Annotated in this window: 22 protein-coding genes; 13 read left to right on the plus strand and 9 right to left on the minus strand. The window is 74.0% G+C overall.

Annotated elements, in window-relative coordinates:
- Positions 1–2: 2 nt before the first annotated feature.
- A complete protein-coding gene (locus tag ACGFNF_RS05035) occupies positions 3–1,205 on the plus strand; it encodes a PP2C family protein-serine/threonine phosphatase (protein ID WP_357578098.1) in 1,203 nt (400 codons plus the stop codon).
- Position 1,206: 1 nt separating this feature from the next.
- On the opposite strand, the gene ACGFNF_RS05040 is transcribed toward ACGFNF_RS05035, so the two are convergent.
- Positions 1,207–1,563, minus strand: coding sequence for an STAS domain-containing protein (locus ACGFNF_RS05040; protein ID WP_393165821.1), 357 nt, complete (start codon positions 1,561–1,563; stop codon positions 1,207–1,209).
- Positions 1,564–1,729: 166 nt separating this feature from the next.
- Here ACGFNF_RS05040 and ACGFNF_RS05045 point away from each other — a divergent pair, with 166 nt between their 5' ends.
- The 3 genes from ACGFNF_RS05045 to ACGFNF_RS05055 are packed head-to-tail and all read left to right on the plus strand — an operon-like array spanning position 1,730 to position 3,496.
- The gene (locus ACGFNF_RS05045) at positions 1,730–2,347 is read left to right on the plus strand and encodes a hypothetical protein (protein ID WP_393165823.1); all 618 of its coding nucleotides are present in this window, start codon (positions 1,730–1,732) and stop codon (positions 2,345–2,347) included.
- Complete coding sequence (locus ACGFNF_RS05050; RefSeq protein WP_357578095.1) at positions 2,344–2,835, plus strand: DCC1-like thiol-disulfide oxidoreductase family protein; 492 nt, start codon at positions 2,344–2,346, stop codon at positions 2,833–2,835. The genes ACGFNF_RS05045 and ACGFNF_RS05050 overlap by 4 nt, the downstream gene beginning before the upstream one ends.
- Positions 2,798–3,496, plus strand: a complete 699-nt coding sequence (locus ACGFNF_RS05055; protein WP_393165825.1) for a TetR family transcriptional regulator — start codon at positions 2,798–2,800, stop codon at positions 3,494–3,496. The genes ACGFNF_RS05050 and ACGFNF_RS05055 overlap by 38 nt, the downstream gene beginning before the upstream one ends.
- Before the next feature lie 224 nt (positions 3,497–3,720).
- Here ACGFNF_RS05055 and ACGFNF_RS05060 read toward each other — a convergent pair whose 3' ends face one another.
- Positions 3,721–4,383, minus strand: a complete 663-nt coding sequence (locus tag ACGFNF_RS05060; RefSeq protein ID WP_393165827.1) for a GNAT family N-acetyltransferase — start codon at positions 4,381–4,383, stop codon at positions 3,721–3,723.
- A gap of 322 nt (positions 4,384–4,705) precedes the next feature.
- Here ACGFNF_RS05060 and ACGFNF_RS05065 point away from each other — a divergent pair, with 322 nt between their 5' ends.
- The gene (locus ACGFNF_RS05065) at positions 4,706–4,897 is read left to right on the plus strand and encodes a DNA repair protein (protein ID WP_357578092.1); all 192 of its coding nucleotides are present in this window, start codon (positions 4,706–4,708) and stop codon (positions 4,895–4,897) included.
- 123 nt (positions 4,898–5,020) lie between these two features.
- A complete protein-coding gene (locus tag ACGFNF_RS05070; protein WP_357578091.1) occupies positions 5,021–5,539 on the plus strand; it encodes a hypothetical protein in 519 nt (172 codons plus the stop codon).
- A 6-nt stretch (positions 5,540–5,545) separates the two neighbouring features.
- Here ACGFNF_RS05070 and ACGFNF_RS05075 read toward each other — a convergent pair whose 3' ends face one another.
- A complete protein-coding gene (locus ACGFNF_RS05075) occupies positions 5,546–6,271 on the minus strand; it encodes a Clp protease N-terminal domain-containing protein (protein ID WP_393165829.1) in 726 nt (241 codons plus the stop codon).
- A gap of 206 nt (positions 6,272–6,477) precedes the next feature.
- Between ACGFNF_RS05075 and ACGFNF_RS05080 the strand changes: the two genes are divergently transcribed.
- The gene (locus ACGFNF_RS05080; RefSeq protein WP_357578089.1) at positions 6,478–7,446 is read left to right on the plus strand and encodes a peptidoglycan DD-metalloendopeptidase family protein; all 969 of its coding nucleotides are present in this window, start codon (positions 6,478–6,480) and stop codon (positions 7,444–7,446) included.
- A 9-nt stretch (positions 7,447–7,455) separates the two neighbouring features.
- Here ACGFNF_RS05080 and ACGFNF_RS05085 read toward each other — a convergent pair whose 3' ends face one another.
- The 6 genes from ACGFNF_RS05085 to ACGFNF_RS05110 form a co-directional block, all read right to left on the minus strand.
- Positions 7,456–8,061, minus strand: coding sequence for a DNA-binding response regulator (locus ACGFNF_RS05085; protein WP_091621387.1), 606 nt, complete (start codon positions 8,059–8,061; stop codon positions 7,456–7,458).
- Entirely contained in the window at positions 8,058–9,206 is a 1,149-nt protein-coding gene (locus ACGFNF_RS05090) for a sensor histidine kinase (protein WP_393165877.1), read from the minus strand. The genes ACGFNF_RS05085 and ACGFNF_RS05090 overlap by 4 nt, the downstream gene beginning before the upstream one ends.
- A gap of 38 nt (positions 9,207–9,244) precedes the next feature.
- Entirely contained in the window at positions 9,245–10,069 is an 825-nt protein-coding gene (locus ACGFNF_RS05095; RefSeq protein ID WP_393165832.1) for an ABC transporter permease, read from the minus strand.
- A gap of 8 nt (positions 10,070–10,077) precedes the next feature.
- On the minus strand, positions 10,078–11,010 hold the full coding sequence (locus ACGFNF_RS05100; RefSeq protein WP_393165835.1) for an ABC transporter ATP-binding protein: 933 nt from the start codon (positions 11,008–11,010) through the stop codon (positions 10,078–10,080).
- A 121-nt stretch (positions 11,011–11,131) separates the two neighbouring features.
- Entirely contained in the window at positions 11,132–12,604 is a 1,473-nt protein-coding gene (locus ACGFNF_RS05105) for an amidase (protein WP_393165837.1), read from the minus strand.
- A 1-nt stretch (position 12,605) separates the two neighbouring features.
- Positions 12,606–12,911 carry a hypothetical protein gene (locus ACGFNF_RS05110; protein ID WP_357578085.1) on the minus strand — a complete coding sequence of 102 codons (306 nt, stop codon included), beginning with the start codon at positions 12,909–12,911 and terminating at the stop codon, positions 12,606–12,608.
- Between the two features lie 154 nt (positions 12,912–13,065).
- On the opposite strand from ACGFNF_RS05110, the gene ACGFNF_RS05115 reads away from it, so the two are divergent.
- From ACGFNF_RS05115 to ACGFNF_RS05140, 6 genes are all read left to right on the plus strand, one after another.
- Positions 13,066–14,010 carry an ABC transporter ATP-binding protein gene (locus ACGFNF_RS05115; RefSeq protein WP_311414529.1) on the plus strand — a complete coding sequence of 315 codons (945 nt, stop codon included), beginning with the start codon at positions 13,066–13,068 and terminating at the stop codon, positions 14,008–14,010.
- The gene (locus ACGFNF_RS05120) at positions 14,010–14,771 is read left to right on the plus strand and encodes an ABC transporter permease (RefSeq protein ID WP_357578084.1); all 762 of its coding nucleotides are present in this window, start codon (positions 14,010–14,012) and stop codon (positions 14,769–14,771) included. The genes ACGFNF_RS05115 and ACGFNF_RS05120 overlap by 1 nt, the downstream gene beginning before the upstream one ends.
- Positions 14,772–14,847: 76 nt before the next feature.
- Complete coding sequence (locus tag ACGFNF_RS05125; protein WP_393165839.1) at positions 14,848–15,669, plus strand: hypothetical protein; 822 nt, start codon at positions 14,848–14,850, stop codon at positions 15,667–15,669.
- Between the two features lie 4 nt (positions 15,670–15,673).
- A complete protein-coding gene (locus tag ACGFNF_RS05130) occupies positions 15,674–17,464 on the plus strand; it encodes an amino acid adenylation domain-containing protein (RefSeq protein ID WP_393165841.1) in 1,791 nt (596 codons plus the stop codon).
- A 2-nt stretch (positions 17,465–17,466) separates the two neighbouring features.
- Positions 17,467–20,472 carry a condensation domain-containing protein gene (locus tag ACGFNF_RS05135; RefSeq protein ID WP_393165843.1) on the plus strand — a complete coding sequence of 1,002 codons (3,006 nt, stop codon included), beginning with the start codon at positions 17,467–17,469 and terminating at the stop codon, positions 20,470–20,472.
- A gap of 51 nt (positions 20,473–20,523) precedes the next feature.
- Positions 20,524–21,519, plus strand: coding sequence for a TauD/TfdA family dioxygenase (locus ACGFNF_RS05140; protein WP_393165845.1), 996 nt, complete (start codon positions 20,524–20,526; stop codon positions 21,517–21,519).
- The last annotated feature ends 721 nt before the right edge of the window (positions 21,520–22,240 follow it).

The following is a 22,240-nucleotide window of genomic DNA, read 5'->3' on the forward strand; positions in this document are numbered from 1 at the left end:
GCATGACCGCCACCGACCCATGGCACCGGGCCCTGGCCGACCTCGTGTCCCGGTCCCACCGGCTGCCGCCGGACGAGCTCGCGGCCACGGTCGACGCCGCGCTGCGGCCGTTGGGCGTGACGGCGACCGTGTACCTGGTCGACGCCGAGCAGCACGGCCTGCGCCCGCTGCCGGGGACGAGGCGGGCGGCGCCGGAGGTGCTGCCGATCGACACCAGCCTCGCGGGTCGCGCCTTCACCCAGGTCGAGGTGCACGCGGGGCAGGGGCCACCGCCCCGGCTGTGGGTGCCGATCGTCAACGGCACCGACCGGCTGGGACTGCTGGAGGTGTTCCCGCCGGCCGACGCCGACCTCGCCGACGGGGCGCTGCGGGACGGCTGCCGGCTCGTCTCCGGGCTCGTCGGCCACCTGGTCACCAGCAAACGGGACTACGGGGACGCCCTGCACCGGGTGCGGCGCAGCCGGCCGATGGGGGTCTCCGCCGAGCTGCTCTGGAACCTGCTGCCGCCGCTGACCTTCGCCACCTCGGAGGCGGTGGTCAGTGCCCTGCTCGAGCCCTGCTACGAGGTCGGCGGCGACGCCTTCGACTACGCGGTGCACGGCGGGACCCTGACGCTGGCGATCCTCGACGGGGTCGGGCACGGCCTGCCGGCGGTGCTCACCACCTCGGTGGCGCTGGCGGCGCTGCGGGCGGCCCGGCGTACCGGCTCGGACCTGCCCGGCCTTGTCCGGGCGGTGGACGCCGCGATCGCCGGCCAGTGGAACGACGCGCGGTTCGTCACCGCCGTGCTCGCCGAGTTCGACACCGGCTCCGGAACGCTGCGGTACGTCAACGCGGGGCACCCGCCGCCGGTGCTGCTGCGCCGGGGACGGGCCGTGCAGAAGCTGGCCGGGGGCCGCCGGCTCCCGCTCGGCCTGCCCGACGGCCGCGTCGAGGTGGCGCGGACCCGCTTGGAGCCCGGTGACCGGCTGCTGCTGCACACCGACGGGGTGACCGAGGCGCGCGACGCGGCGGGCGAGATGTTCGGGCTCTCCCGCCTGGCGGACCTCGCCGAGCGGCACATCGGTTCCGGGCGGCCGGCGGCGGAGACGCTGCGCCGCCTCAGTCACGCGGTGACGGAACACCAGGGCGGGACGCACCAGGACGACGCGACCCTGCTACTGGTCGAGTGGTCCGCCGCCGCGGCGGCGAACTCGGAGCCCTGAGTCAGGCCAGCCCGCGCCATCCCCGCGCGACGGGTTGGTCGGCGTCGGCGTCGGCGAGCCCGAGCAGGGTGCCGACCCCGGTGATCCGAAGGACCCGCGCCACGCCCGGCTGCGGGCCGGTCACCCGCATCGTCACGTCGCGCTCGCGGCCCACGGAGACGCCGTGCACCAGGACGCGTACGCCGCTGGAGTCAAGGAACCGCAGGTCGGCGAGGTCGACGACGACCTCCCGGACGCCGGGTCGGCGCAGCGCCTCGGTGAGCGTCGCCTCGAACTCGCCGGCGGTGGCCATGTCGATCTCACCCGCCGGGCGCAGGACCACCTGGCCCGGCTCCGCGTTCCGCTCACCCCGGTCCATGGCTGCCTCACCGTCGAAGGTCGCGCCGGCTCCGGCGCGACTCGACCATACCGACCCCCGCCCGACCGGACCACGCCGACGGTCGCGAGCGACGACTTGAACGTGTTCAAGAAGTCGCCTACGCTGAGGCGACAACATTTGAACACGTTCAAGAGAGGCGTCGGCGATGGACACGAAGGTCTGGATGTACCTGGTCTACCTGGCGATCAGCATCGGGCTGACCGTCTGGGTGGCCCGGGCGCTGTCGCGCAACGGGCTGGTCTTCCTGGAGGAGGTCTTCGCCGACGAACGGCTGGCGAAGGCCGTCAACAGCCTGCTCGTCGTCGGCTTCTACCTGCTCAACCTCGGCTACGTCACGGTGGCCATGAAGCACCCCGACCCGGTCGGTTCCACCGCCCAGGCCATGGAGGAGCTGTCCCTCAAGATCGGCCTGGTGCTGCTGGTGCTCGGCGCGCTGCACTTCTTCAACGTCTTCGCGCTCGGCCGGTACCGCCGTGGCCGGCTGCGCCAGTTCGCCACCCATCCGCCGCTCGCCCCGGTCGGCCGGCTGCCGATGCCGCCCGCACCCCGCGGCCCGCACCCGGCTGGCCCGTACCCGGCCGGTCCGCACCCTGCCGGCCCGCACCCCGCTGGCCCGCACCCGGTTGGCGCGCACCCGGCCGGCGCTCAGCCCGCCAGCGCCCAGCCCCCCAGCGCCCAGCCTGCCGGCCCGCGCCCTACCGGCCCGCACCCCGCCGGCCCGGGGGCGGAGACCGGGCCGGCCGGCAGCCCGCCCGTCCGATGACCGCCGGGCCCCTCGGGTCGGGCGGACTCCCGGACGCCACCGCGCACGGGGGCGGTGGCGTCCGGGGGTTCACCGTCCTCTACGACGCGCACTGCCCACTGTGCCGGTCCGCCCGGCGCTGGCTGGCGTCCCGCGCCCAGCTCGTACCCCTGGAGTTCGTGCCGGCCGGCTCGGCCGAGGCCCGGCGGCGCTTCCCCGGCCTGGACCACGACGCCACGCTGCGCGACCTGACCGTGGTCGCGGACACCGGCGAGGTGTACGCGGGGGACGGCGCCTGGTTCGCCTGCCTCTGGGCCCTGGCCGACCACCGGGGCGCCGCCGAGCGGCTGGCCCGACCGCACCTGCTCCCCCTGGCCCGGCGGGTGGTCGCCGCCGCCTCCTCGGTCCGCGAACGCGTTCGCGACCCGTGGGCGGAGCCGGGCGACGACCTGGCGGGATACGGTGACCCCGATGACCGAGCAGACTGCGCCGACGACCGCTGCGGGTGAGCCGGCGACCTCGCGCGGCGAGCAGACCCGGCAGCTCATCCTGGACACCGCGATGCGGCTGTTCCGCGAGCGCGGCTACGCCCGGACCACCATGCGCGCCATCGCCCAGGAGGCCGGGGTGGCGGTGGGCAACGCCTACTACTACTTCGGCTCCAAGGAACACCTCATCCAGGAGTTCTACGCCCGTTCCCAGGTGGAGCACCGGGCGGCGGCCGGGCCGGTGCTCGCCCGGGAACCCGACCTCGCCGCCCGGCTGGCCGGGGTGATGCACGCCGGGATCGACGTGCTCACCCCGTCGCACTCCTTCGCCGCCAGCTTCTTCAAGACGGCGGCGGAGCCGACCTCCCCGCTGAGCCCCTTCTCGGCGGAGTCGTCCGGCCCGCGCGAGGCGGCGATCGGTCTCTTCGCCGAGGCGCTGGAGGGCTCCACCGCCCGGGTCGACCCGGAGTTGCGCCCGCACCTGCCGGAGCTGCTCTGGTTGGCGTACATGGGGGTGGTCCTCTACTGGGTCTACGACCGCTCGCCCGGCCAGACCCGCACCCGGCAGCTCATCGACGGGGCGGTGCCGTTGGTCGACCGGCTGGTGGGGCTGTCCCGGTTGCGCGTGCTGCGCCCGGTTACCCGGCAGGTACTCGACCTCATTCGCACGCTGCGTCACTGACCCCTCCCGACGCCATCCCCCGAGTAGCAGCAGGTCAAGTCCGCTATTCGACACCCGGATCGCACCTTCGGCATCTTGCCTTCACCCCCACAGTTACGTAGCGTGATCGGTGCGCACGTCACCTGCGGGACCCTGGGGGAGACTGCGGACCGTGGATCCGGCCCGGGATCCACGGTCCGCGCCCACCGCGAGGGGGCACGCGGTCAGGGTGGGGCCGGGCGCGGTCAGGGCGGGTAGACGACGAACGAGCGCCAGCCCCGGTCGGGGAAACCGGCGGCGGTCGCCACCCGGGCGGAGGCGGTGTTGGCGGGATCGTGCAGGTACGTCGGGACGGCCCCCTCGTCGAGCACCCGGCGCGCCGCCTGGGCGACCAGCCGCCGGGCCAGCCCCCGCCCCCGGGCCGCCGGCACGGTGCCGACGGCAAGCTCGTGGCCGTACGCGTCGTGCCGCTTGATCCCGACGCCCGCCAGGTAGCGCCCCCGGGCGTCGCGCACCACCAGCACCGGCCGGTCGAACAGGCGCAGCCAGGACGGCAGCCCGGCAGCGCCCGGGGGTGTCCACTCCCCCACGTCCGGCAGCGGGGCCGGCGTCACGCTCCACCGGAACACGTCGTCGTGCACCGCCCAGCCGGGTCGTCCGACTGCGGCGGGCAGCGCCGGAAGCGGCGGCCCGCCCGGCAGCCGGGCCAGCTCGCGGACCGCCGCGACCCGGTCGGGAGCCACGGAGAGCACGGTGCTCGCGCCGGCGGTCACCGCGACGGCGGGCCGGAGCCGGCCGTCCCAGGCCGGTCGGGCCCGTCGGTGCGAGCCGACCACGTGCAGCCCGGGCCCCGCCGGCCACTGGCCGAGCCAGCTCGCCAGGTGCAGGTGCAGCCGCCGGTCGAGCATCGCCGTCCACCTCCTTGCGGCCGTCGGTGGTCATTCGGCGTCCGGGCCGCATCGCCGACGATCACCGTACGCGGGCGCGGCGGCACCGCGTCACGGAACCCGTCACGGGGCGGGCCGCCCGGCCTCCCGTGGCCCGGCGGGCCCGGCGCCGTGGCACACGGGCCGGCGTCGAGGGTTGGGCGGCGCGGCGGGCGGGTAGACGTACCGGTACGCCGATGACCGTGCATTCGTGAGACGGCGGCCGATCACGGGAACCAGACGCATCGACCGTCCGTCATATTCATTTTCATACATGGACAACTTTGTTTGGGACGGTATGGTCATGCCGAATCAGCCGAACGACCGGTACCACCAGGCCCCCGAGCGACTCTGGCGGGCCAGCGAGGCCGCCGGGCGGTTCCCGGCCCAGTCGGCGTACCGGGGTCACCGCGCCGGGGCGGAGGCGCTGCCGTGGAGCGAGGTGGACAAGCAGCCGGCCGGCGCCGCCTCGCCCGGCGGACTGAACACCCGCTGACCGTCCCGCGCGGCGGGGGCGGCTGCGCGACACACCCGGACGGTCCACCGGCGGCTTTCGCACACCTGTCGGGTAATTTCTTCTGGTCCGGCATCCCGGCCTACGACAGGAGAAGCTCCGCGCATGGGCAAGAAGACGATCCACGTCTCCGACTTCAGCGGCACGGTCATCCAGCCCGACGACGAGGTGGTCCGCGTCGTCGTCCTGGAACACCCTGACCTGGTCGCGGGGCCCGTGCGGCTGGACGCCACCCCGGTCGAGGTGGAGGGCATCGACGACGCCGCGCTGGACGTCGCGGTGGTCGAGATCCACGACCGGCACGGCGACGGCGAGCCGCGCCGGGTGGTGCTCACCGCGAGCGAGTTCGACGCGATGGCGACCGACGTGCCGATGGCGCAACTGTTGAAGACGGCCGAGCGGGTCCGCCCGCCGAAGGCCCGCAAGGGCGCGGAACGGGTCGACTACGGCACGATCGAGCACGCCGGCCGGCCGCACCGGGGCCGGGTCACCGAGGAGGAGGCCCGGTTGGTGCGCGAGCGGCTCGACGAGGTCAACAAGCGCCTCGCCGACGCCGGGATCCGCCAGGTGGACCCGACGGACCCCGAGCACGCCGGCCGCTACGGCTTCCCCGCCGCGCCCTGAGGCGGGTCAGTCCCGCAGCTGGACGGATCGCAGGGCCGCCGCCACCCACTCCTCGGTCGCGGCCTTGGTCACGCCGAGCCCGCTGAGGGCGCCGGCACCGTTCTCGTGCTCCAGGAGCGCGAGCAGGATGTGCTCGGTGCCGATGTAGTTGTGCCCCAACCGCAGGGCCTCCCGGAAGGTCAGCTCCAGCGCCTTCTTGCCCTGGGCGTCGTACGGGATCAGGTCGGGCACCTCGCCGGACGAGGGCGGCAGCGCGGCCGTCGCGGCCTCGCGGACCCGCTCCAGCGACACCCCCTGGGCGACGATCGCCTTCGCGGCCAGCGCCTCCGGCTCGCTGAGCAGCCCCAGCACCAGGTGCTCGGGGCGGGTCTCGGCCTGGCCGGTGGCGCGGGCCTCGTTCTGCGCGGCCATCACCACGTTGCGGGCCCGGGGGGTGAACCGGGCGAAGCCCTGCTGCGGGTCCAGCGGCGTCTCGTCGGCCTTCGGCACGAAGCGCTTCTGTGCCGCCTGCTTGCTGACGCCCATGCTGCGGCCGATGTCGGTCCAGGACGCGCCCGAGCGGCGGGCCTGGTCGACGAAGTGGCCGATCAGGTGGTCGGCGACGTCGCCGAGGTGGTCGGCCGCGATGACCGCGTCGGTGAGCTGGTCGAGCGCATCGGTGTGCGCCTTCTTGATCGCCCGGATCAGGTCGTCCAGGCGTACCGGGTTGTTCATCTGCACTGGCTCCGTCATGCGTCAACCATAGGTTGACGGCACTCTGGCCGTCAACCCTAAGTTGACGATGATCGCCCGTGGCGCACCCCGGGCCCACGACCCCGGCGAATGACGGTGCGTGACGGATCGTAGGAAAGTTTCACCATTGCCCCCGACGATATAGAAGATTTACGATCCGGTCTCCATCGTCCAACCGCCCCTTCGGGACGAACATCGGAGGCAACATGTGTGACGCACCGGAGACAGCCGGCCTGAGCCACCTACCGGCCCGACGCCGCACCCTCCTCACGGCGCTCGGCGTCGGCGTGGGGATCGGGGTCGTCGGCCTGCCCAGCCCGGCGATGGCCGCCGTCGCCGGCTGGAGCAACCCGACGCGCGGCACGCTGACCTCCGGCTACAAGACCCCCAGCCGGCCGACGCACACCGGCTGGGACGTGGCCAACAGCCAGGGCACCCCGGTCTACGCCACGGCCGCCGGGACCGTCCGGGACATCAAGACCAACTCGTACCCGGGTGACACGGCGAGCGGCCCGCTGGCCGGTCGCACCGGCAACAGCGTCCACATCAACCACGCCGACGGCTACTTCTCCTACTACGGCCACCTGTACCGGGTGCTGGTCAGCGACGGCCAGCAGATCAGCTGCGGCCAGTTGATCGGTCTGATGGGCACCACCGGCAACTCGACCGGCCCGCACCTGCACTTCGAGATCCACAACCCCCGGCTGACCTCGATGGACCCCCGGGTCTTCCTGGCCAACCGGGGCATCACCCTCGGCTCCACGGCCCCGGTGGGCAGCACCGGCTACCCGAGCGTCGGCCAGGGCGCCTCGGGCTGGGTGCCCCGGGTGATCCAGTACCTGGTGCGGGCGCGCGGCGTCTCCGTCGTGGTGGACGGGGTCTACGGGCCGGGCTGCGCCGCTTCGGTCAGGTCGTTCCAGAGCGGCCGGGGCCTCTACGCCGACGGCATGGTCGGCCCGATCACCTGGACCGCGCTCGTGCTGCCCCTGCGGGAGGGCAACTCCGGTGACGTGGTGCGCGGCCTGCAGACCGCGCTCAACGCCCGGGGGGCGAGCCTCCTCGTCGACGGCGGCTTCGGTGCGGTCACCACCAGCGCGGTACGCAACTTCCAGAGCCGCAACGGACTCGTCGTCGACGGCCTGGTCGGCCCGGTGACCTGGAGCGTGCTCATCTGAGCGGGCCCGTCAGAGCCAGCCGTTGTCCCGGGCGGTGCGGAACGCCTCCGCCCGGTTGGCCACCCCGATCTTGCTGACCGCCGCGGAGAGGTGGTTGCGGACCGTGCCCGCCGACAGGTGGGTACGCCGCGCCACCTCCGCCACCGGCGTGTCGTACTCGGCCAGCCGCAGCACGTCCAGCTCGCGCGGCGTGAGCGGGCACTCGGGCGCGGTGAGCGCGTCGGCGGCCAGCGCCGGGTCGACGTACCGGCCGCCGGCGTGCACGCGGCGGATGACGTCGGCGAGCGTCCCGCCCGGCGCGCCCTTGGGCAGGAACCCCTTGGCCCCGGCCGCCAGCGCGCGTTGCAGGTGCGGCGGCCGGCCGTGCCCGGTCAGGATCACCACCTTGCAGGCGGGCAGGACGCGCGCCAGCTCCGCCGTCACCTCCAGCCCGTCCAGGGCCGGCATCTGGAGGTCCACCACGGCGACGTCCGGCCGGTGGGCGAGCGCGGCGGTCACGGCGGCCCGCCCGTCCGGTGCCTCGGTCACCACCTCCAGGTCGGACTCCAGACCGAGCAGGGCGGCCAGCGCCGCGCGGATCAGGTCCTCGTCGTCGGCGAGCAGCACCCTGATCACGGGCGGGTCCGTACCGTCACGTCGAGGCGGAACACCCCGTCGTCGATCCGGTGGCGCAGGGTCCCCCCGGCCTCGGCCAGCCGCTCGGCCAGCCCGCGCAGCCCGAAGCTGTGCCGGTCCGGCGACGCCCCCTCGGCGCCGTCGTTCGTCATGGTCATCCGTACCTCGTCCTCGTCCTGGCTGATCTCGATGGTGCACCAGGTGGCCCGGCTGTGCCGCAACACGTTGGTGCTGGCCTCCCGCAGGACCGCGACGAGCTGCCGGGCGATCTCCGACGGTACGTCGTCCGGCGGCAGCGCGACCGCGCACCGGATGCCGGAGGAACGCAGCACCTGCTCCACCGCGGCGATCTGGTCCCCGAGGTCCACCGCACGGTACCCGTGCACCACCTCGCGCAGCTCGACCAGCGCCGATGCGGCCAGCCGCTGCACCTCGGCGGCCTCCCGGCTGGCGCGCCCGGCGTCCGTCGCCGCCAGCCGGGACGCCAGCTCGGCCTTGAGCGCGATGACCGAGAGGCTGTGCCCGAGCAGGTCGTGCACGTCGCGGGCGAAGCGCAGCCGCTCCTCGGTGGCGGCGAGCCGCCCCTGGGCGGCCCGCCCCCGCTGCGCCTCGACGAGCAGCCCCCACAGCCAGAGCTGGAGGGCGTTCCACGCGGCCATGGAGAGGCCGGCGACCAGCACGATGGTGACCTGGCCGCGGACCGGGGCCCCGTTCCAGGCCGCCACCCCGGCGGCCGTCGCCACGGACAGCAGCACCGCCGGGCCGGCGGCCCACCACTGCCGCAGCAGGGACACCGAGCCGATCACGGACGCCCCCAGGAATCCCCAGGTCGCCCACTCCGGCCCGCCCACGGGCCCGACCAGCGGTACGGAGAGCACGGCGGCGCAGACGAACCCGGCGAGCAGGCGGCGCCGCGTCGACTCGGCCAGCCACGGGGTGATCGCCCCGTACAGGGCTCCGCTCTGCGCGGCGACGAACAGGACGACGCCCACCGCCCCGGCCGCCGCCCAGCGGGGATCCTCCTCCCGCGACAGTCCGACGGCGGCCAGCAGCAACGTGCCCAGGACGCCGCTGCCGACGGTGCTCAACGTGACGGCACGGGCGCGGCGCAGGCCGACATCACGCTCGACCTGCGCCCGCTCCATGCTCACGCTCCCGATGCCAGGTGGCGCGATGACCTCGATCATCCGTGCCGGGGCTCCCATCGGAAGTACCGGGCGGCCGTGAACAGCGACACCGCCAGCCAGACCAGCAGCACCCCGAAGGAGGGCAGCGACTCGACAAGCGTCCCGGCGAAGCTCAGGGCCTGGCCCTCGTCGGTGCGGGCGAGCCAGCCGACGCGCATGATCTCGGTGAACGGCCCCATGGGCAGGAACCAGAGGATCCGTTCCAGCGACTCCGGCAGCGCGCCGAGCGGCAGCAGCGCACCCGGCGTGGCCAGGAAGATCACCAGGCTCGGCAGGGTGGTCAGCATGGCCGCCTCGGAGCTGCGGGTGATCGCGGAGAGGGCCGCCGAGAAGGCCGCCAGGATCGCGGACCCGATCAGCAGCGCCACCGCCATGACCAGCGGGTTCTTCGGCATCGGCAGGTCGAGCACCAGGAGGGCGTAGCCGGCCAGCACGACGAACTGGGCGAGGAAGATCGCCACGGTGCTGCTGGCCGTGCCGAGCAGGATGGTGCGGTCCGAAGCGAGCCCCGCCCGCAGCCGCTTGAGCACCAGCTCCTGGCGGCGCGACGCGTACACGGTGGTCAGGTGGTGGTGCACCAGGAAGACCATGATCAGGGTGGTGATGCTGACCACCCGGCGGACGCCGGGCACCGTCTGGCCGCCGTACTCGCTGACGAGCAGGATGGCGATCATCAGCGGGGTCACCACGGACATGGCGGTGGCCGTCCAGTTGCGACGCAGCGCCAGCAGCTCCATCTTGAGCATCGCGGCCATCTGCCAGAGCGGCCTGGTCGCCCGGTCGCGCGGGGTGGCGGTGGTGGTGGGGCTCTGCGTCGTCATCGTCCCGCTCATCGGGCGGCCTCCGGTTCCGCGTGCTGGTCGGTCTGGTCGTGGTCGGCGGCGATGTCCAGGAAGACATCCTCCAGGGTGGCCGGTCGGGCCGACAGGGACGCCAGTCGGATGTCGCCCGCGTTGGCCCATTCGAGCAGCCGGGTGAGGTCGCTCTGGAGCTGGCGGGACTCGTACGTGACCCGGTCGCCGTCGACCATGCGGGCGGCGTGCGGCAGGTCGGGAAGGGCGTCCGTCGCCGGCAGCCGGAAGCTGATCCGGGCGGGCAGGGTGCGTACGACGTCCTCCGGGGCGCCCGTGGCGACGATGCTCCCGCCCCGCATGATGGCCACCCGGTCGGCGAGGACCTCCGCCTCCTCCAGGTAGTGCGTGGTGAGCAGGACGGTGGTCCCACCCTTCTGGAGCTCGCGGACGACGTCCCAGGTGCGGCGCCGGGAGGCCGGGTCCATGCCGGTGGTGGGCTCGTCGAGGAAGAGCACCTCCGGGCGGCCGAGCACGGCCAGCGCCAGCTCCAGCCGCCGGCCCTCGCCGCCGGAGAGCTGCTCGACCGCCACGTTCATCCGGCCGCCGAGGTCGACCAGGTCCAGCACCTCCGCGGTGGTCTGCGGCCGGACGGTGAGGGAGCGCCAGATCTCCACCGTCTCCCGGACGGTCAGCGCACCGGTGAACCCGCCGTGCTGGAGCATCACCCCCGTCCGGGGGCGCAGCGCGGCCCGCTCCCGCACCGGATCCAGCCCGAGCACCCGGACCCGGCCGGAGGTGGCCGGTTGCAGTCCCTCCAGGACCTCGATGGTGGTGGTCTTGCCGGCACCGTTGGTGCCCAGCAGGGCGAACAGCTCGCCGCGTTGGATCCGCAGCGAGATCCCCCGCACCGCCTCGAACTCCCCGTAGCTGCGCCGCAGCCCGTCCACTTCGATCACGACGTCATCCATGCTTCACAGGCTGCCGTCGACCGGCGACAGAACCAACCCCCGCCGCGTCACGTTCCGACCGTGTCGTACGCATGCCTCACCCGTGCGTCCGCCACGTGCGCGACACCCGCGCCCCGGCGGCTCACCCCGTGGTGGCGACGAACGGCGGCACGTCCACCGGGAGTTCCGGCAGCACCCCCGCGAGAGCCTGGACCTTCGACCACGTCATGGTCACCTGGTCGAGGTCCCCCTCCCCCAGCGGGACGCCCAGCTCGCCGAACGCCTGGGCCAGCCGCTCCCGCCGGACGGGGTCGACCCCGTCGGCGGGCGCCTCCGGGGCGCAGACCGCCGCGAGGTCCGTCACGACCTCCAGCTTCGGCTCGCGCTCGTGCCAGCCCGTACGCCGCTGGTAGACATCGGCGACGGCGGCCAGCTCGAAGTCGCGGCCGGGGGCGGCGGCCAGTTGCAGCGACAGCGGCAACCCGTCGCCGTCGGCCCCCATCGGCAGCGCCAGCGCGGGGAAGCCGACCGCGCTCCAGATGCTGGGCAGGAAGGAGATCGTCTGGAGGCTGGCCTGGTCGTCGTAGCGGGGGGCGGCGGACGGCCAGGCGGGCGTGGCGATGACGTCCACGTCCCGCAACCGCGCCCGCAGGGCCTCGGCGCCCCACCCACGCACCCGCTGGGCCCGCAGGTACGTCTCCGCCGGGAGCACGCCGCCGAGCGCGACGTTCCACCGGAACGGCCGGCCGTAGTCGTTCCAGCGCGCCCGGAACTGCGCCCCGTGCACCTCGAACGCCTCCACCAGCATCGTCACGAGCTGCGCGGCGAAGAGCGGGAACGCCTCGTCGAGGGGCACGTCGACGACCTCCGCCCCGGCGGCGCGCAGCTCGTCGAGCGCGGCGTCGAAGGCGGCGGCGGTGTCGTCGGTCAGCGCGGCGGCGTACCGCACGAGGTCGCCCGGGACGCCGACGCGGACGCCCGCGAGGTCGGCGAGCGCCGGCCGGGACAGCTCCGCGGGCCGGTCCGCCATCACGGCGAGCAGCCGCGCGCACTCCCGGGCCGTACGGGCCAGTGGACCCGTCGTCTCGACCGACCGCGCCAGCGGGCGGACGCCCGCCGCCGGCAGGAGGCCCTGCGTCGGCTTCAGCCCGGTCACGCCGCACAGCGCGGCCGGGATCCGGATGCTGCCGTTGCTGTCGGTGCCGACACCCGCGTCGAAGAACCCGGCGGGGATGCCGTTGGCGCTGCCGCAGCTCGACCCGCCGGTCCACCGGTGGGGGTCCCACGGGTTTCGCGGCACCGGGAAGGACGCGTCCGGGTCCGGCCGGGACAGCGCGTGCTCCGCCATCGTGGTCTTGCCCACGATCACCGCGCCCGCCGCGCGCAGCCGTGCCACCACGGTCGCGTCGCGGTCGGCCCACCAGCTCGCGTCGTGCACGACGCTCTGGCAGGTGCTCGGCGCGCCGGCGACGGCGACGACGTCCTTGACGCCGATCAGCGTGCCGCGCAGCGGCCCGTCCGTGCCGGGGTCGTCGGCCGGGAAACGGTGCAGGAAGGTGCCGAGCATCGGCCCGAGCCGGTCGGCCCGCTCGGTGGCGGCGGCGAGGCGGTCCATGTCAGCTCACCACCTGGTGACCGGGCCGGCCGGTCGCGACGGTTCGCGGGGCGGCGGAATTGACGGGCCGATTACCGGCCAATTCCCGTTCGGTGCCCGTCACGGTTTCCCGAAAGAAGTCGGTGTGTGGAAAGGCGAACAACTCGGCCGTGGCGTCGTCACGACCCATGACATCCGTTCCCGCGTCGACGGTCGACGAATGACCGTCACCGTTCCAGCTCTGACGTGTCACGAACACCTCCCCGCACAGGCCACGGAATGCGCAGCCCAGGACCACGACAGGTCCGACGATGGCGGGTACGGCCATCGCGGGGTAACCCCTACGGTCACCCCTCACCACCCCGGAATAAGGCACCTCGGACGCCAATTCTCGCGGCGGCGGCCCCGGAATTTCTGGCTCCCGTTCCCTGGCGCTGCTAAATACTATTCGCATACCCGCACCGATCTAAATGGGGAAATCAATGAGCAACGCAATCGCGAACCTCGTGGCCACACCCACGCTCGGTGCGGTGGACCCACAGGCGATCGACGTGGCGGACGTGCACAAGAGCTACGGCGACGTGCGTGCCGTCAACGGCATCGACCTGCGGATCGCTCCCGGCGAGGTGGTCGCGTTGCTCGGGCCCAACGGCGCGGGCAAGTCCACGCTCGTCGACATGATCCTGGGGCTCACCCGCCCCGACCGTGGCGAGATCCGCGTCTTCGGGCACACCCCCCGGGAGGCCATCACCCGGGGCGTCATCGGGGCGACCCTCCAGGACGGCGCGCTGCTCGACGACGTGTCGATCCGCGAGCTGCTCACGGTGGTGGCGTCGCTGCACACCGCCCCGTTGCCGATCGCCGAGGTGCTGCGCCGCACCGACCTGACCGACGTCGCCGACCGCCGCAGCCGGCTCTCCGGCGGTCAGCGCCAGCGGCTGCGGCTGGCCATGACCCTCGTGTCCGACCCGAAGCTGCTGGTGCTGGACGAGCCGACGGTGGCGATGGACGTCGAGTCCCGCCACGTGTTCTGGGCCGCCATGCGGGAGTTCACCGACTCCGGGCGCACCGTGGTGTTCGCCTCCCACTACATGGAGGAGGCAGAGGAGTTCGCCGACCGGGTGGTGCTCGTACAGGCCGGGAAGATCATCGCCGACGGCACGGTCACGGAGATCCGCTCCGTGGTGGCGGGCCGCTCGCTGTCGGCCACCGTCCCGGACGCGACGGTCGAGCAGCTGCGCCTGCTGCCCGGCGTGATGACCGCCGAGGCCCGGGGCCAGCGCGTCGAGATCGTCAGTTCCGACTCCGACGCCACCGCCCGCGAGTTGTTCGCGCGCTTTCCCCAGGCGTACGACGTCGAGATCGGTGCCCTCGGCCTGGAACAGGCGTTCCTGGCCCTCACCGCGACGAAGGGCGGGGCCGCCTGATGAGCACCGGTTTCCTCAAGCTCGAAGTGAAGCGGGTGATCCGCGCCCGCAAGTTCTGGATCGTCGCGTTCCTGTTCCCGACGCTGCTCTACCTGATGCAGGCCAACCTGTTCGACATGATGCAGGCCAACCTGGCCCGCGGTGGGCCGGGCGGAGGCGCCGGCATCAACTTCAGTGAGCACCTGCTCGGCAGTCTCGCCGCCTTCGGGGCGATCTTCGTCGCGCTGAACGTCGGCACGAGGGTGGCGATCGAGCGGTCCACCGGATGGCAGCGCCAACTGCGCATCACCCCCCTGTCCCCGACCTCCTACCTGGCGGCGAAGCTGGCCGCGGCGATGGTGGTGGCGCTGCCGGCGATCGCGGCGGTGGCGCTCACCGGCGCGCTGTTGCAGGGCGTCCGGCTGCCGGTGGGCGGCTGGCTCCAACTGGTGCTCGGGGTGTGGCTCGGCACGCTGCCGTTCGCGCTGCTGGGCGTCTTCATCGGCCAGGTCGCCACGGCCGAGAGCGTGCAGGTCCTCACCTCCGTCTCGCACATGCTGCTCGGCGTGCTCGGCGGCGCGCTGATCCCGTCGGTCGCGTTCCCCGACTGGATGCAGACGGCGTCCGCGATCATGCCGAGCCACTGGCTGGCCGAGATCGGGCACGGCCCGTTCGAGGACACCGCCCGGCTCGGGCTCGCCGCCGTGGTGCTCGCGGGCTGGACCGTCGTGCTCGGCGGCGCCGTGATCCTGCGGTACCTGAAGGACAGCGCCCGCGTCTGAGCGCCCGCGACCGGGAGCGCACGGGCCGCACCCCTGAACGACGAACGTACGCACCGCTACGACGAGGGATCCCATCGTGAAGAAGAACTCCTGGCAGATACTGCGCAAGGGCGGGCCGGGCGGCCTCACGCTCACCGTCGACTTCACCAGCACCGGCCGCACCCAGGCGTGCTTCCGCGACCTGGTGCCCCTGTTGAGCGCGCCCGGCGAGATCTGGGAGACCGTGGCACCCGCCTCCGGCGCCGAGGACACCATGTCCGGCGCCGACTACGTCGAGCGGTGGGCGAAGGGCGTACGCCGGCGGGAACGCACCGTCGACACCGTGATCGGCTACTGCGTGGGCGCGGTGTTCGCCGCCCCCCTCGCGTCCCGGCTGGCCGAGTCGCAGGACGAGGCGCCCAGGCTGGTCCTGCTGGACCCGGAGCTGCCCAACATCGTCGGGCTGTACCGGGACTTCCACGCCGCCGCGGACGCGCTGAAGACCATCCTCACCCCCGAGGAGATCACCGCGTTCCACGCCGACGGCCAGGCGGTGCAGGAGAAGCACGGGCTCGAGGACCTCACCCTCATCGGTCCCGCGCTCGCCGGGATCTTCTCCGACGCGATCGACGTGGCGGGCCGCCGGCTCGGCCTGGACGACGACGTCCGGGCCGAACTGGGCGGCAGCTTCGCCTCGTTCGTCGGCTACCTGCGGGCGGCGACGGAGATCGACCCCGCCCCGCAGTGGGCGACGGCGACGGCGATCACCTCCGCGCACTCGACCCAGCGCGGGCAGGGCTTCGGGCGCACCATCCCGCTCGCCGTCGACCACGACCAGATGCTGCGCCACCCCGACGTCGCCGCGACGGTCTCCGGCCTGATGACCGGTGCGGACGCCGGTCAGCGGATCGCGGGGTAGCGCGGTGGCACCGGGCCCGGCGGGCGGCGAGCCCGCGCTCTTCACCGACCTGTTCGCCGAACAGGTGCGGCGCACCCCGGACGCCATCGCCGTCGTGTGGGGCGAGCACCGCAGGACGTACGCCGAGCTGGACGCCGAGGCGAACCGCCTCGCGCACCGGCTGGTGTCGCTCGGCGCGGGCCCGGAGCGGCTCGTGGCGATCGGGATCCGCTCGGCGCACCTGGTGGTCGCCGCCCTCGCCACCCTCAAGGCCGGGGCGGCCTACCTGCCGCTGGACCTCAGCTACCCGGCGCAGCGGCTGGAGCACATGCTCACCGACGCGCGGCCGATGCTGCTGCTGACCACCGGCGACGACCAGCACGCGGTGCCGGCGGCCGACCTGCCGCGGGTCCTGCTCGACGACCCGGACGCGTACGCCGGCCAGCCGGACACCGACGTCACCGACGCCGACCGGCTCACCCCGCTGCGGCCCGCCAACGTCGCGTACGTCATCTACACCTCCGGCTCCACGGGCAGCCCGAAGGGCGTGGTGATCGAGCACCGCCAGCTCGGCACGTACCTGCGCCACGTCGTGCGGTCCTACCCGGGTGTACGCGGCCGGGCGCTGCTGCACTCCTCGTTCGCGTTCGACCTGACGGTCACCGCGTTCTACGCGCCGCTGATGACTGGCGGCTGCGTGCACATCGGCGCCCTGGAGGAGATGGGCACGCCCGCCGCCGGACCGGCCGGGCAGCAGCGGCCCACCTTCGTCAAGGTGACGCCGTCGCACATCCCGCTGCTCACCGCGCTGCCGGCCCAGGCGTCCCCGACCGGGGAGCTGATGGCCGGCGGCGAACTGCTGCTCGGCGAGACCATCGACGCCTGGCGCCGCCGGCACCCCGGCGCGCGGGTGGTCAACGAGTACGGCCCGACGGAGACGACCGTCGGGTGCAGCACCGTGGTCATCGAGCCCGACCAGCCGGTGCCGCCGGGGCCGCTGCCCATCGGCCAGCCCATGCCCGACGTGCGCTACCACGTGCTGGACGACGAGCTGCGCCCGGTGCCGACCGGCGAGATCGGCGAACTGCACATCGCGGGCGGCCAGCTCGCCCGGGGTTACCTGCACCGGCCGGGCCTGACCGCCGAGCGGTTCCTGCCCGACCCGTTCGGCCCGCCCGGCTCGCGCATGTACCGCTCCGGCGACCGGGTCCGGCCCACCGAGGACGGCGAATACGAGTTCTGCGGGCGGGTCGACAACCAGGCCAAGATCCGCGGCTACCGCATCGAGCTGGGCGAGATCGAGGCGGCGCTGCTGCGCCGTCCCGAGGTGCGGCACGCGGCGGCGGTGATCCGTACCGACACGCCGGAGGTCAAGCAGCTCGTCGCGTACGTCGTGCCCGGGGAGGGCGCGCGGATCGACGCGCAGCAGCTACGCAAGGACCTCGCCGAGACGCTGCCGGAGTACATGGTGCCGAGCGCCGTGGTGAGCCTCCCGGCGCTGCCGCTGACCGTGAACCGCAAGCTCGACACGGCGGCCCTGCCGGCGCCGGAGGCCGCGGCGACCCCGGGCGGGCGGGCACCGGCCGACGAGTTGCAGGCGCTGCTCTGCGAGCTCTTCGCCACCTACACGGCCGTCTCCTCGATCGGCGTCGACGACGACTTCTTCGTCCGGGGCGGCACCAGCCTCGGCGCCGCCCAACTGGTCAACGAGGCACGCCGGCGGGGGCTCACCCTGTCGCTGCGCGACGTGCTGGAAAACCGGACCGTGGCGCGGCTCGCCGAGGTCTGCGCCGACACCGACCGAGGGGACGAGTGAGCATGAGCATCGCGGCCAGCAGGAAGGAAGCAGCCATGTGGCTGCTCGAGCGGCTGGTGCCGGACACCGGGGTCAACAACGTGGCGGTCGCCTTCGAGGTGGCCGGCCGGATCGACCGCGGGCTGTTCACGGCGGCGCTGCGGGCGGTGCTGGCCCGGCACGAGGTGTTGCGCACCGTGTTCCGCTCCGACGACGCGACGCTGACCCGGGAGGTGCTCGCCGCCGACCAGCTCGACGTGCCCGTGGTGGACATCCCGGCCGGCGACGACGGGATGGACGCCGACCTGACCGCGTTCGCCGCCGAGCCCTTCGAGATCGACGGCCGCCCCCTGCTGCGGGCGGGGATCCGCGCGGGAGCGGACGCCGACGTGTGCTGCGTCGTCGTGCACCACCTGAACTTCGACGCCATGTCGACCACGATCCTGCTCCGCGAGCTGCTCGCCGGCTACGAGGCGCTCGCGGCGGGCGGCCGGCCCGACGACGCCCCGATGGCCGCGCTCGCGGAGCGCGCCCCGAACGAGCGCAGCGTCGCGTACTGGCGCAAGAACCTCGACGGGCTGCGGGCCGCCGAGGCGGGCCTGTGGTGCGCCCTGCCGCCCGTCGGGGCGCCGTCCCTGCGCGCCCGCACCGTCCACCACGAACTCTCCGCGCCGGCCCGCGCCGTGGTGCGCCGCTTCCAGCGCGAACTGCGCGCCTCCGAGGCCGTCGTGCTGCTCGCGGCGTACTCGGTGCTGCTCGCCCAGCACGGCGCGGGCTCCGACGTGGTCATCGGCACCCCGGTGAACGTGCGCGACCAGCGCAGCATGAACGCCATCGGCTACCACGCGAACCTGGTGCCGCTGCGGGTGCGGGTCGACCCGGACGCCGACTTCCGCGCCGTCGTCAAGCAGACGCGCAGCACCTTCCTGGAGGCGATCAGCCACGCCGACGTACCGCTGGAGCACGTCTCCCCCGCCGTGCTCGGCGATGCGCCGTCCTCGTGGCGCAGCTCGTTCTTCCGGCACCTGTTCAACTACGTGCCCGGCACCGTCGACGCCTCCGCCACCCTGACCGGGATGCCGGTGCGCCACGTCATGGTGGAGAACGGCTACAGCCGCTTCGACCTCGAGTTCTTCATCATGCCGGGCGAGGACGCGACCACCGTCCGCGCGGCGTTCTGCGTCGACGCCTTCGACGCCGCCGACGTCGGGCTGCTGCTGCAACGGTACGACGCGCTGCTCGTGCGGCTGGGCGACGACCTGGACCGGCCGGTGGCACAGCTGTCCCGCCGGGGCACGGACGACCTCGCCCTGCCGGCGTCGCCGCCGGAGGCGGCCACCACGGCGTCCGTGCTGGACGCCGTGCACGCGACGGTCGCCGCGAGCCCGGACCTCGTCGCGATGCAGGACGGCACCCACGACGTGTCGTACGGCCGGCTGTGGTCGGCGGCGCTCGCCACCCGGGACCTGGTCGCGGACTCGGACGGGAGCACGGTCGCCGTGCTGGCGCCGCGCGGCGCGGAGCTGGCCGCCGCGTGGCTCGGCGTGTGGCTGGCGGGCAGGCGCTGCGTCCTGCTCGATCCGACGCAGCCGATCCCCGACCTCGCCGCGCGGCTGGCCGACTCGGGTGCCGCCCCGGTGCTGGCGGCCGAGGGCCTCCCCGTGCCCGGCGCGGTACGCATCCCCGCCGTCCCCGCCGCCGCCGACGCGGTCCGCACCGACGCGCCGTCCGGTGTCGACCTCGACGCGGTGGCCTACCTGGAGTACGACCTCGACGCGCCCGCCCCGCTCGCGGTGACCGTCACCCACCGGGCGCTCGCCTGCGCCGTAGCGCGGCTCGCCAAGCGGGTCGCCGCCACCGGGCCGGCCGTCACCGCCTGGCTGGGCAGCGCCGCCACCGAGGCGGCGCTGACGGAGCTGCTGGTCGCGCTGACCACCGGCGGCCGGGTCGTCGTCGCCCCCGACCAGGCCCGCGCCGACGGCCACGCGCTCGGCGAGCTGGTCCAGCGGCACGAGGTGACCGTGGTGCAGGCGCCGCCGGCGGTGTGGCGCCAGGTGGTCGAGCACGCGGGTGACCGGCTCGCGGGCCGCGCCGTCCTGGTGGCCCACGAACCGCTCCCCCGCCCGCTCACCGCGCAGCTGCGCGCCACCGGCGGCACGCCGTACCACGGCTACACCACGCCCGGCGTCGCCGGCTACGCCGCGCTCGACGGCGGACGGGACGGCACCGGCGTCCTCCCGGCGACCCGCGTGTTCGTCACCGAACCCGGCACCGATCACGAGCTGGGCATCGGCGTACGCGGGGAGCTGTGCGTCGCGGGCGACACGCTGGCCGCCGGCTACCACGGCCGGCCGGAGCTGACCGCCGCCCGGTTCGGCGAGCACCCCACGCACGGACGGTTCCACCGCACCGGGGACCTCGCGCGACTGCTGCCGGACGGCCGGATCGACGTCGTCGGCCCCCTGTCGGCCCACGTACGCGTCGCCGGCCAGCGGATCCACCTCCGCGACATCGAGTCCGTCCTCGCCGCCCACCCGGACGTGGAGGCGGTCGCCGCCGTCGGGTCCACCGGCGACGCGCAGGACGGCACGGTCGTCGCGTTCGTCGAGTCCCGCAAGCCCGACGTGGCGGAGCGGCTGCGCGAGCACGCCCGTGCCGCCCTGCCGCTCACGCCCGACCTGGTCGTGCTGAACCAGTTGCCGGTCACCGTGGCGGGCACCGTGGACCGCGCGGCCCTCGTCGCGCTCGCGGCGGCGCGGGCGGCGGCCGAGGTCGACCCGCCGGACGAGACGACCGCCGCCCTGGTCGGGATCTGGACCGAGATGCTCGACCGGCCGGGCCTGCACGCGGACTCGAACTTCTTCGCCAGCGGTGGCCACTCGCTGCTGGGCGCCCAGCTCGTGCAGCGGGTGCGGACCGAACTGTCGATGCCGGTACAGCTCGCCGACCTGTTCGCCAACCCGACGCCACGGCAGCTCGCGGAGCACCTGCAGGACGCGTTCTGGGACGACGACGAGGACGACGACTGACCGATCGCTCCACCCCCACACCGTCTCGGACCTCAGCAGAGGAGGCTCGGCGTGACCGTCGACGTCCAGCCCACACGTAGTACAGACCGTTCGATCGTCCTGACCCGCGAGGAGAACATCGAGGTCGACACGATCGCCCGCTACCTGGCGGGCCGACCGCCGCGCCTGGTGGACTCGGCCGCCTGGCTCGAAACGGCCCGCGAGCTCTCCAGCAACCTGCCCGTACGCCTGCGCCAGATGGTGCGGCGCTTCGCCTGGGATCCCGGGCCCGACGCCGTGCTGCTGGTGCGGAACCTGCCCGTGGACGCCGACGAGCTGCCGTGCACGCCCACGGTGGCCGGCTCGGCACAGCGCGAGTCCACCGTGCCCGCCGCCGCGCAGGTGCTGCTCGGGCTGCAACTCGGTGAGCTCATCGCCTTCAAGGAGGAGAAGAGCGGCGCGCTGGTGCAGGACGTCGTGCCGGTGCCGGGCATGGAGAAGTTCCAGGGCAACGCGGGCTCGGTGACGCTGTCCATGCACGTGGAGAACGCCTTCCACGTCTACCGTCCGGACTACGTCGGGCTGCACTGCCTGCGCAACGACCACGACAACGTGGCCGGGTTGCAGGTGACGTCGATCCGCAACGCGCTGCCCCTGCTGCCCGAGCAGGTCCGCAAGGTGCTGCACGAGCCACGGTTCGTCACCGAACCGCCGGCGTCGTTCGGCGATTTGCGCAGCGCGCCGGAACCGCACGGCATCCTCAGCGGCAGCCCCGAGGACCCGGACGTCCAGGTTGACTTCCAGAGTTCGTTCCCCCTCGACCCGGAGGCCACGCAGGCGCTGTCGATGCTCGGCGACGCGCTGCGCACCGTCCGCCGGACGTTCATCCTGGAGCCCGGCGACCTCGCGTTCGTCGACAACCGACTGGCCCTGCACGGCCGGACCGAGTTCACGCCCCGCTACGACGGCTACGACCGGTGGCTCCAGCGGATCTTCGTGCACCGCGACTTCCGGCGCTCCCGGGCCCTGCGCCCGCAGGACGGGAACGTGCTCGACAGCGGCAACTGACGGCCCGACGCAGTTCGGCGAGCTGGCCCGTACGCACGGGCCAGCTCGCCGACGGCGGACCGTGGGACGCGGTGGTGACCGGCGCCGGAACGCGGCAGCCGCACCACCGCGTCCGCGTGCGGTGGCCCCACCAGCGCGTCTGTGGCGCGCCCCGGCGGACGCCGCCCGCCGGCGACGACACCCGCCGCGCAGGCCCCGTCCGGCGCCGCGCGTCCCGACCGGCCCGAATCCCCGACCGCGGTGTCGAGCCCCGCGGTCGGTCGTGGCACCATTCGCACCTGACCGATCGGTGCGTGCCGCCACGAGGCCGCCATTCGCCTCCCGGCGCGAGGGTCGACCATTCCGCGCCCCCGGGTCGCCCGCCCCCGGCACATCAACCGGCCGGCGACTCCCGTCAATTCGTCGCGCGTAGTGGTCGCGCCTGCCGGGGGGCGGCCGTGCCGTGGAACGCCGATTCTCTTCGCGCCCGGATCCGGGGAACGGTCGCGCCGGGCAGGCGGGAGGCGACGGGGAGAGAACGCGTCCCGGTCCGCGCCGTTACCGATCCGCACCGGTGCGCGGGCGCCGTTCCCGCACCGTGTGTGCGCCGTTCATCGGACCCGGATGACGGACTCATGCCCCACCACCACCCGACAATGCCTGACCAGCAACTCCACACTGCCAACCCAATGACACCCACCATGCACCCACACCTCCTGCGGGGTGCCCTAGGGGTGCCTCC

Origin of the sequence: Micromonospora sp. NPDC048868 (genome assembly GCF_043198195.1) — a bacterium.
Lineage (GTDB): Bacteria > Actinomycetota > Actinomycetes > Mycobacteriales > Micromonosporaceae > Micromonospora > Micromonospora reichwaldensis.

Bases quoted from the DNA above. Each gene is read 5' to 3' on its own strand.
- ACGFNF_RS05040 (WP_393165821.1), bottom strand. From the start codon at position 1,563: ATGGACCGGGGTGAGCGGAACGCGGAGCCGGGCCAGGTGGTCCTGCGC.
- ACGFNF_RS05060 (WP_393165827.1), bottom strand. From the start codon at position 4,383: ATGCTCGACCGGCGGCTGCACCTGCACCTGGCGAGCTGGCTCGGCCAG.
- ACGFNF_RS05075 (WP_393165829.1), bottom strand. From the start codon at position 6,271: ATGACGGAGCCAGTGCAGATGAACAACCCGGTACGCCTGGACGACCTG.
- ACGFNF_RS05035 (WP_357578098.1), top strand. From the start codon at position 3: ATGACCGCCACCGACCCATGGCACCGGGCCCTGGCCGACCTCGTGTCC.
- ACGFNF_RS05095 (WP_393165832.1), bottom strand. From the start codon at position 10,069: ATGACGACGCAGAGCCCCACCACCACCGCCACCCCGCGCGACCGGGCG.
- ACGFNF_RS05045 (WP_393165823.1), top strand. From the start codon at position 1,730: ATGGACACGAAGGTCTGGATGTACCTGGTCTACCTGGCGATCAGCATC.
- ACGFNF_RS05135 (WP_393165843.1), top strand. From the start codon at position 17,467: ATGAGCATCGCGGCCAGCAGGAAGGAAGCAGCCATGTGGCTGCTCGAG.
- ACGFNF_RS05115 (WP_311414529.1), top strand. From the start codon at position 13,066: ATGAGCAACGCAATCGCGAACCTCGTGGCCACACCCACGCTCGGTGCG.
- ACGFNF_RS05055 (WP_393165825.1), top strand. From the start codon at position 2,798: ATGACCGAGCAGACTGCGCCGACGACCGCTGCGGGTGAGCCGGCGACC.
- ACGFNF_RS05090 (WP_393165877.1), bottom strand. From the start codon at position 9,206: ATGGAGCGGGCGCAGGTCGAGCGTGATGTCGGCCTGCGCCGCGCCCGT.
- ACGFNF_RS05080 (WP_357578089.1), top strand. From the start codon at position 6,478: ATGTGTGACGCACCGGAGACAGCCGGCCTGAGCCACCTACCGGCCCGA.
- ACGFNF_RS05105 (WP_393165837.1), bottom strand. From the start codon at position 12,604: ATGGACCGCCTCGCCGCCGCCACCGAGCGGGCCGACCGGCTCGGGCCG.
- ACGFNF_RS05050 (WP_357578095.1), top strand. From the start codon at position 2,344: ATGACCGCCGGGCCCCTCGGGTCGGGCGGACTCCCGGACGCCACCGCG.
- ACGFNF_RS05110 (WP_357578085.1), bottom strand. From the start codon at position 12,911: ATGGCCGTACCCGCCATCGTCGGACCTGTCGTGGTCCTGGGCTGCGCA.
- ACGFNF_RS05065 (WP_357578092.1), top strand. From the start codon at position 4,706: ATGCCGAATCAGCCGAACGACCGGTACCACCAGGCCCCCGAGCGACTC.
- ACGFNF_RS05070 (WP_357578091.1), top strand. From the start codon at position 5,021: ATGGGCAAGAAGACGATCCACGTCTCCGACTTCAGCGGCACGGTCATC.
- ACGFNF_RS05120 (WP_357578084.1), top strand. From the start codon at position 14,010: ATGAGCACCGGTTTCCTCAAGCTCGAAGTGAAGCGGGTGATCCGCGCC.
- ACGFNF_RS05100 (WP_393165835.1), bottom strand. From the start codon at position 11,010: ATGGATGACGTCGTGATCGAAGTGGACGGGCTGCGGCGCAGCTACGGG.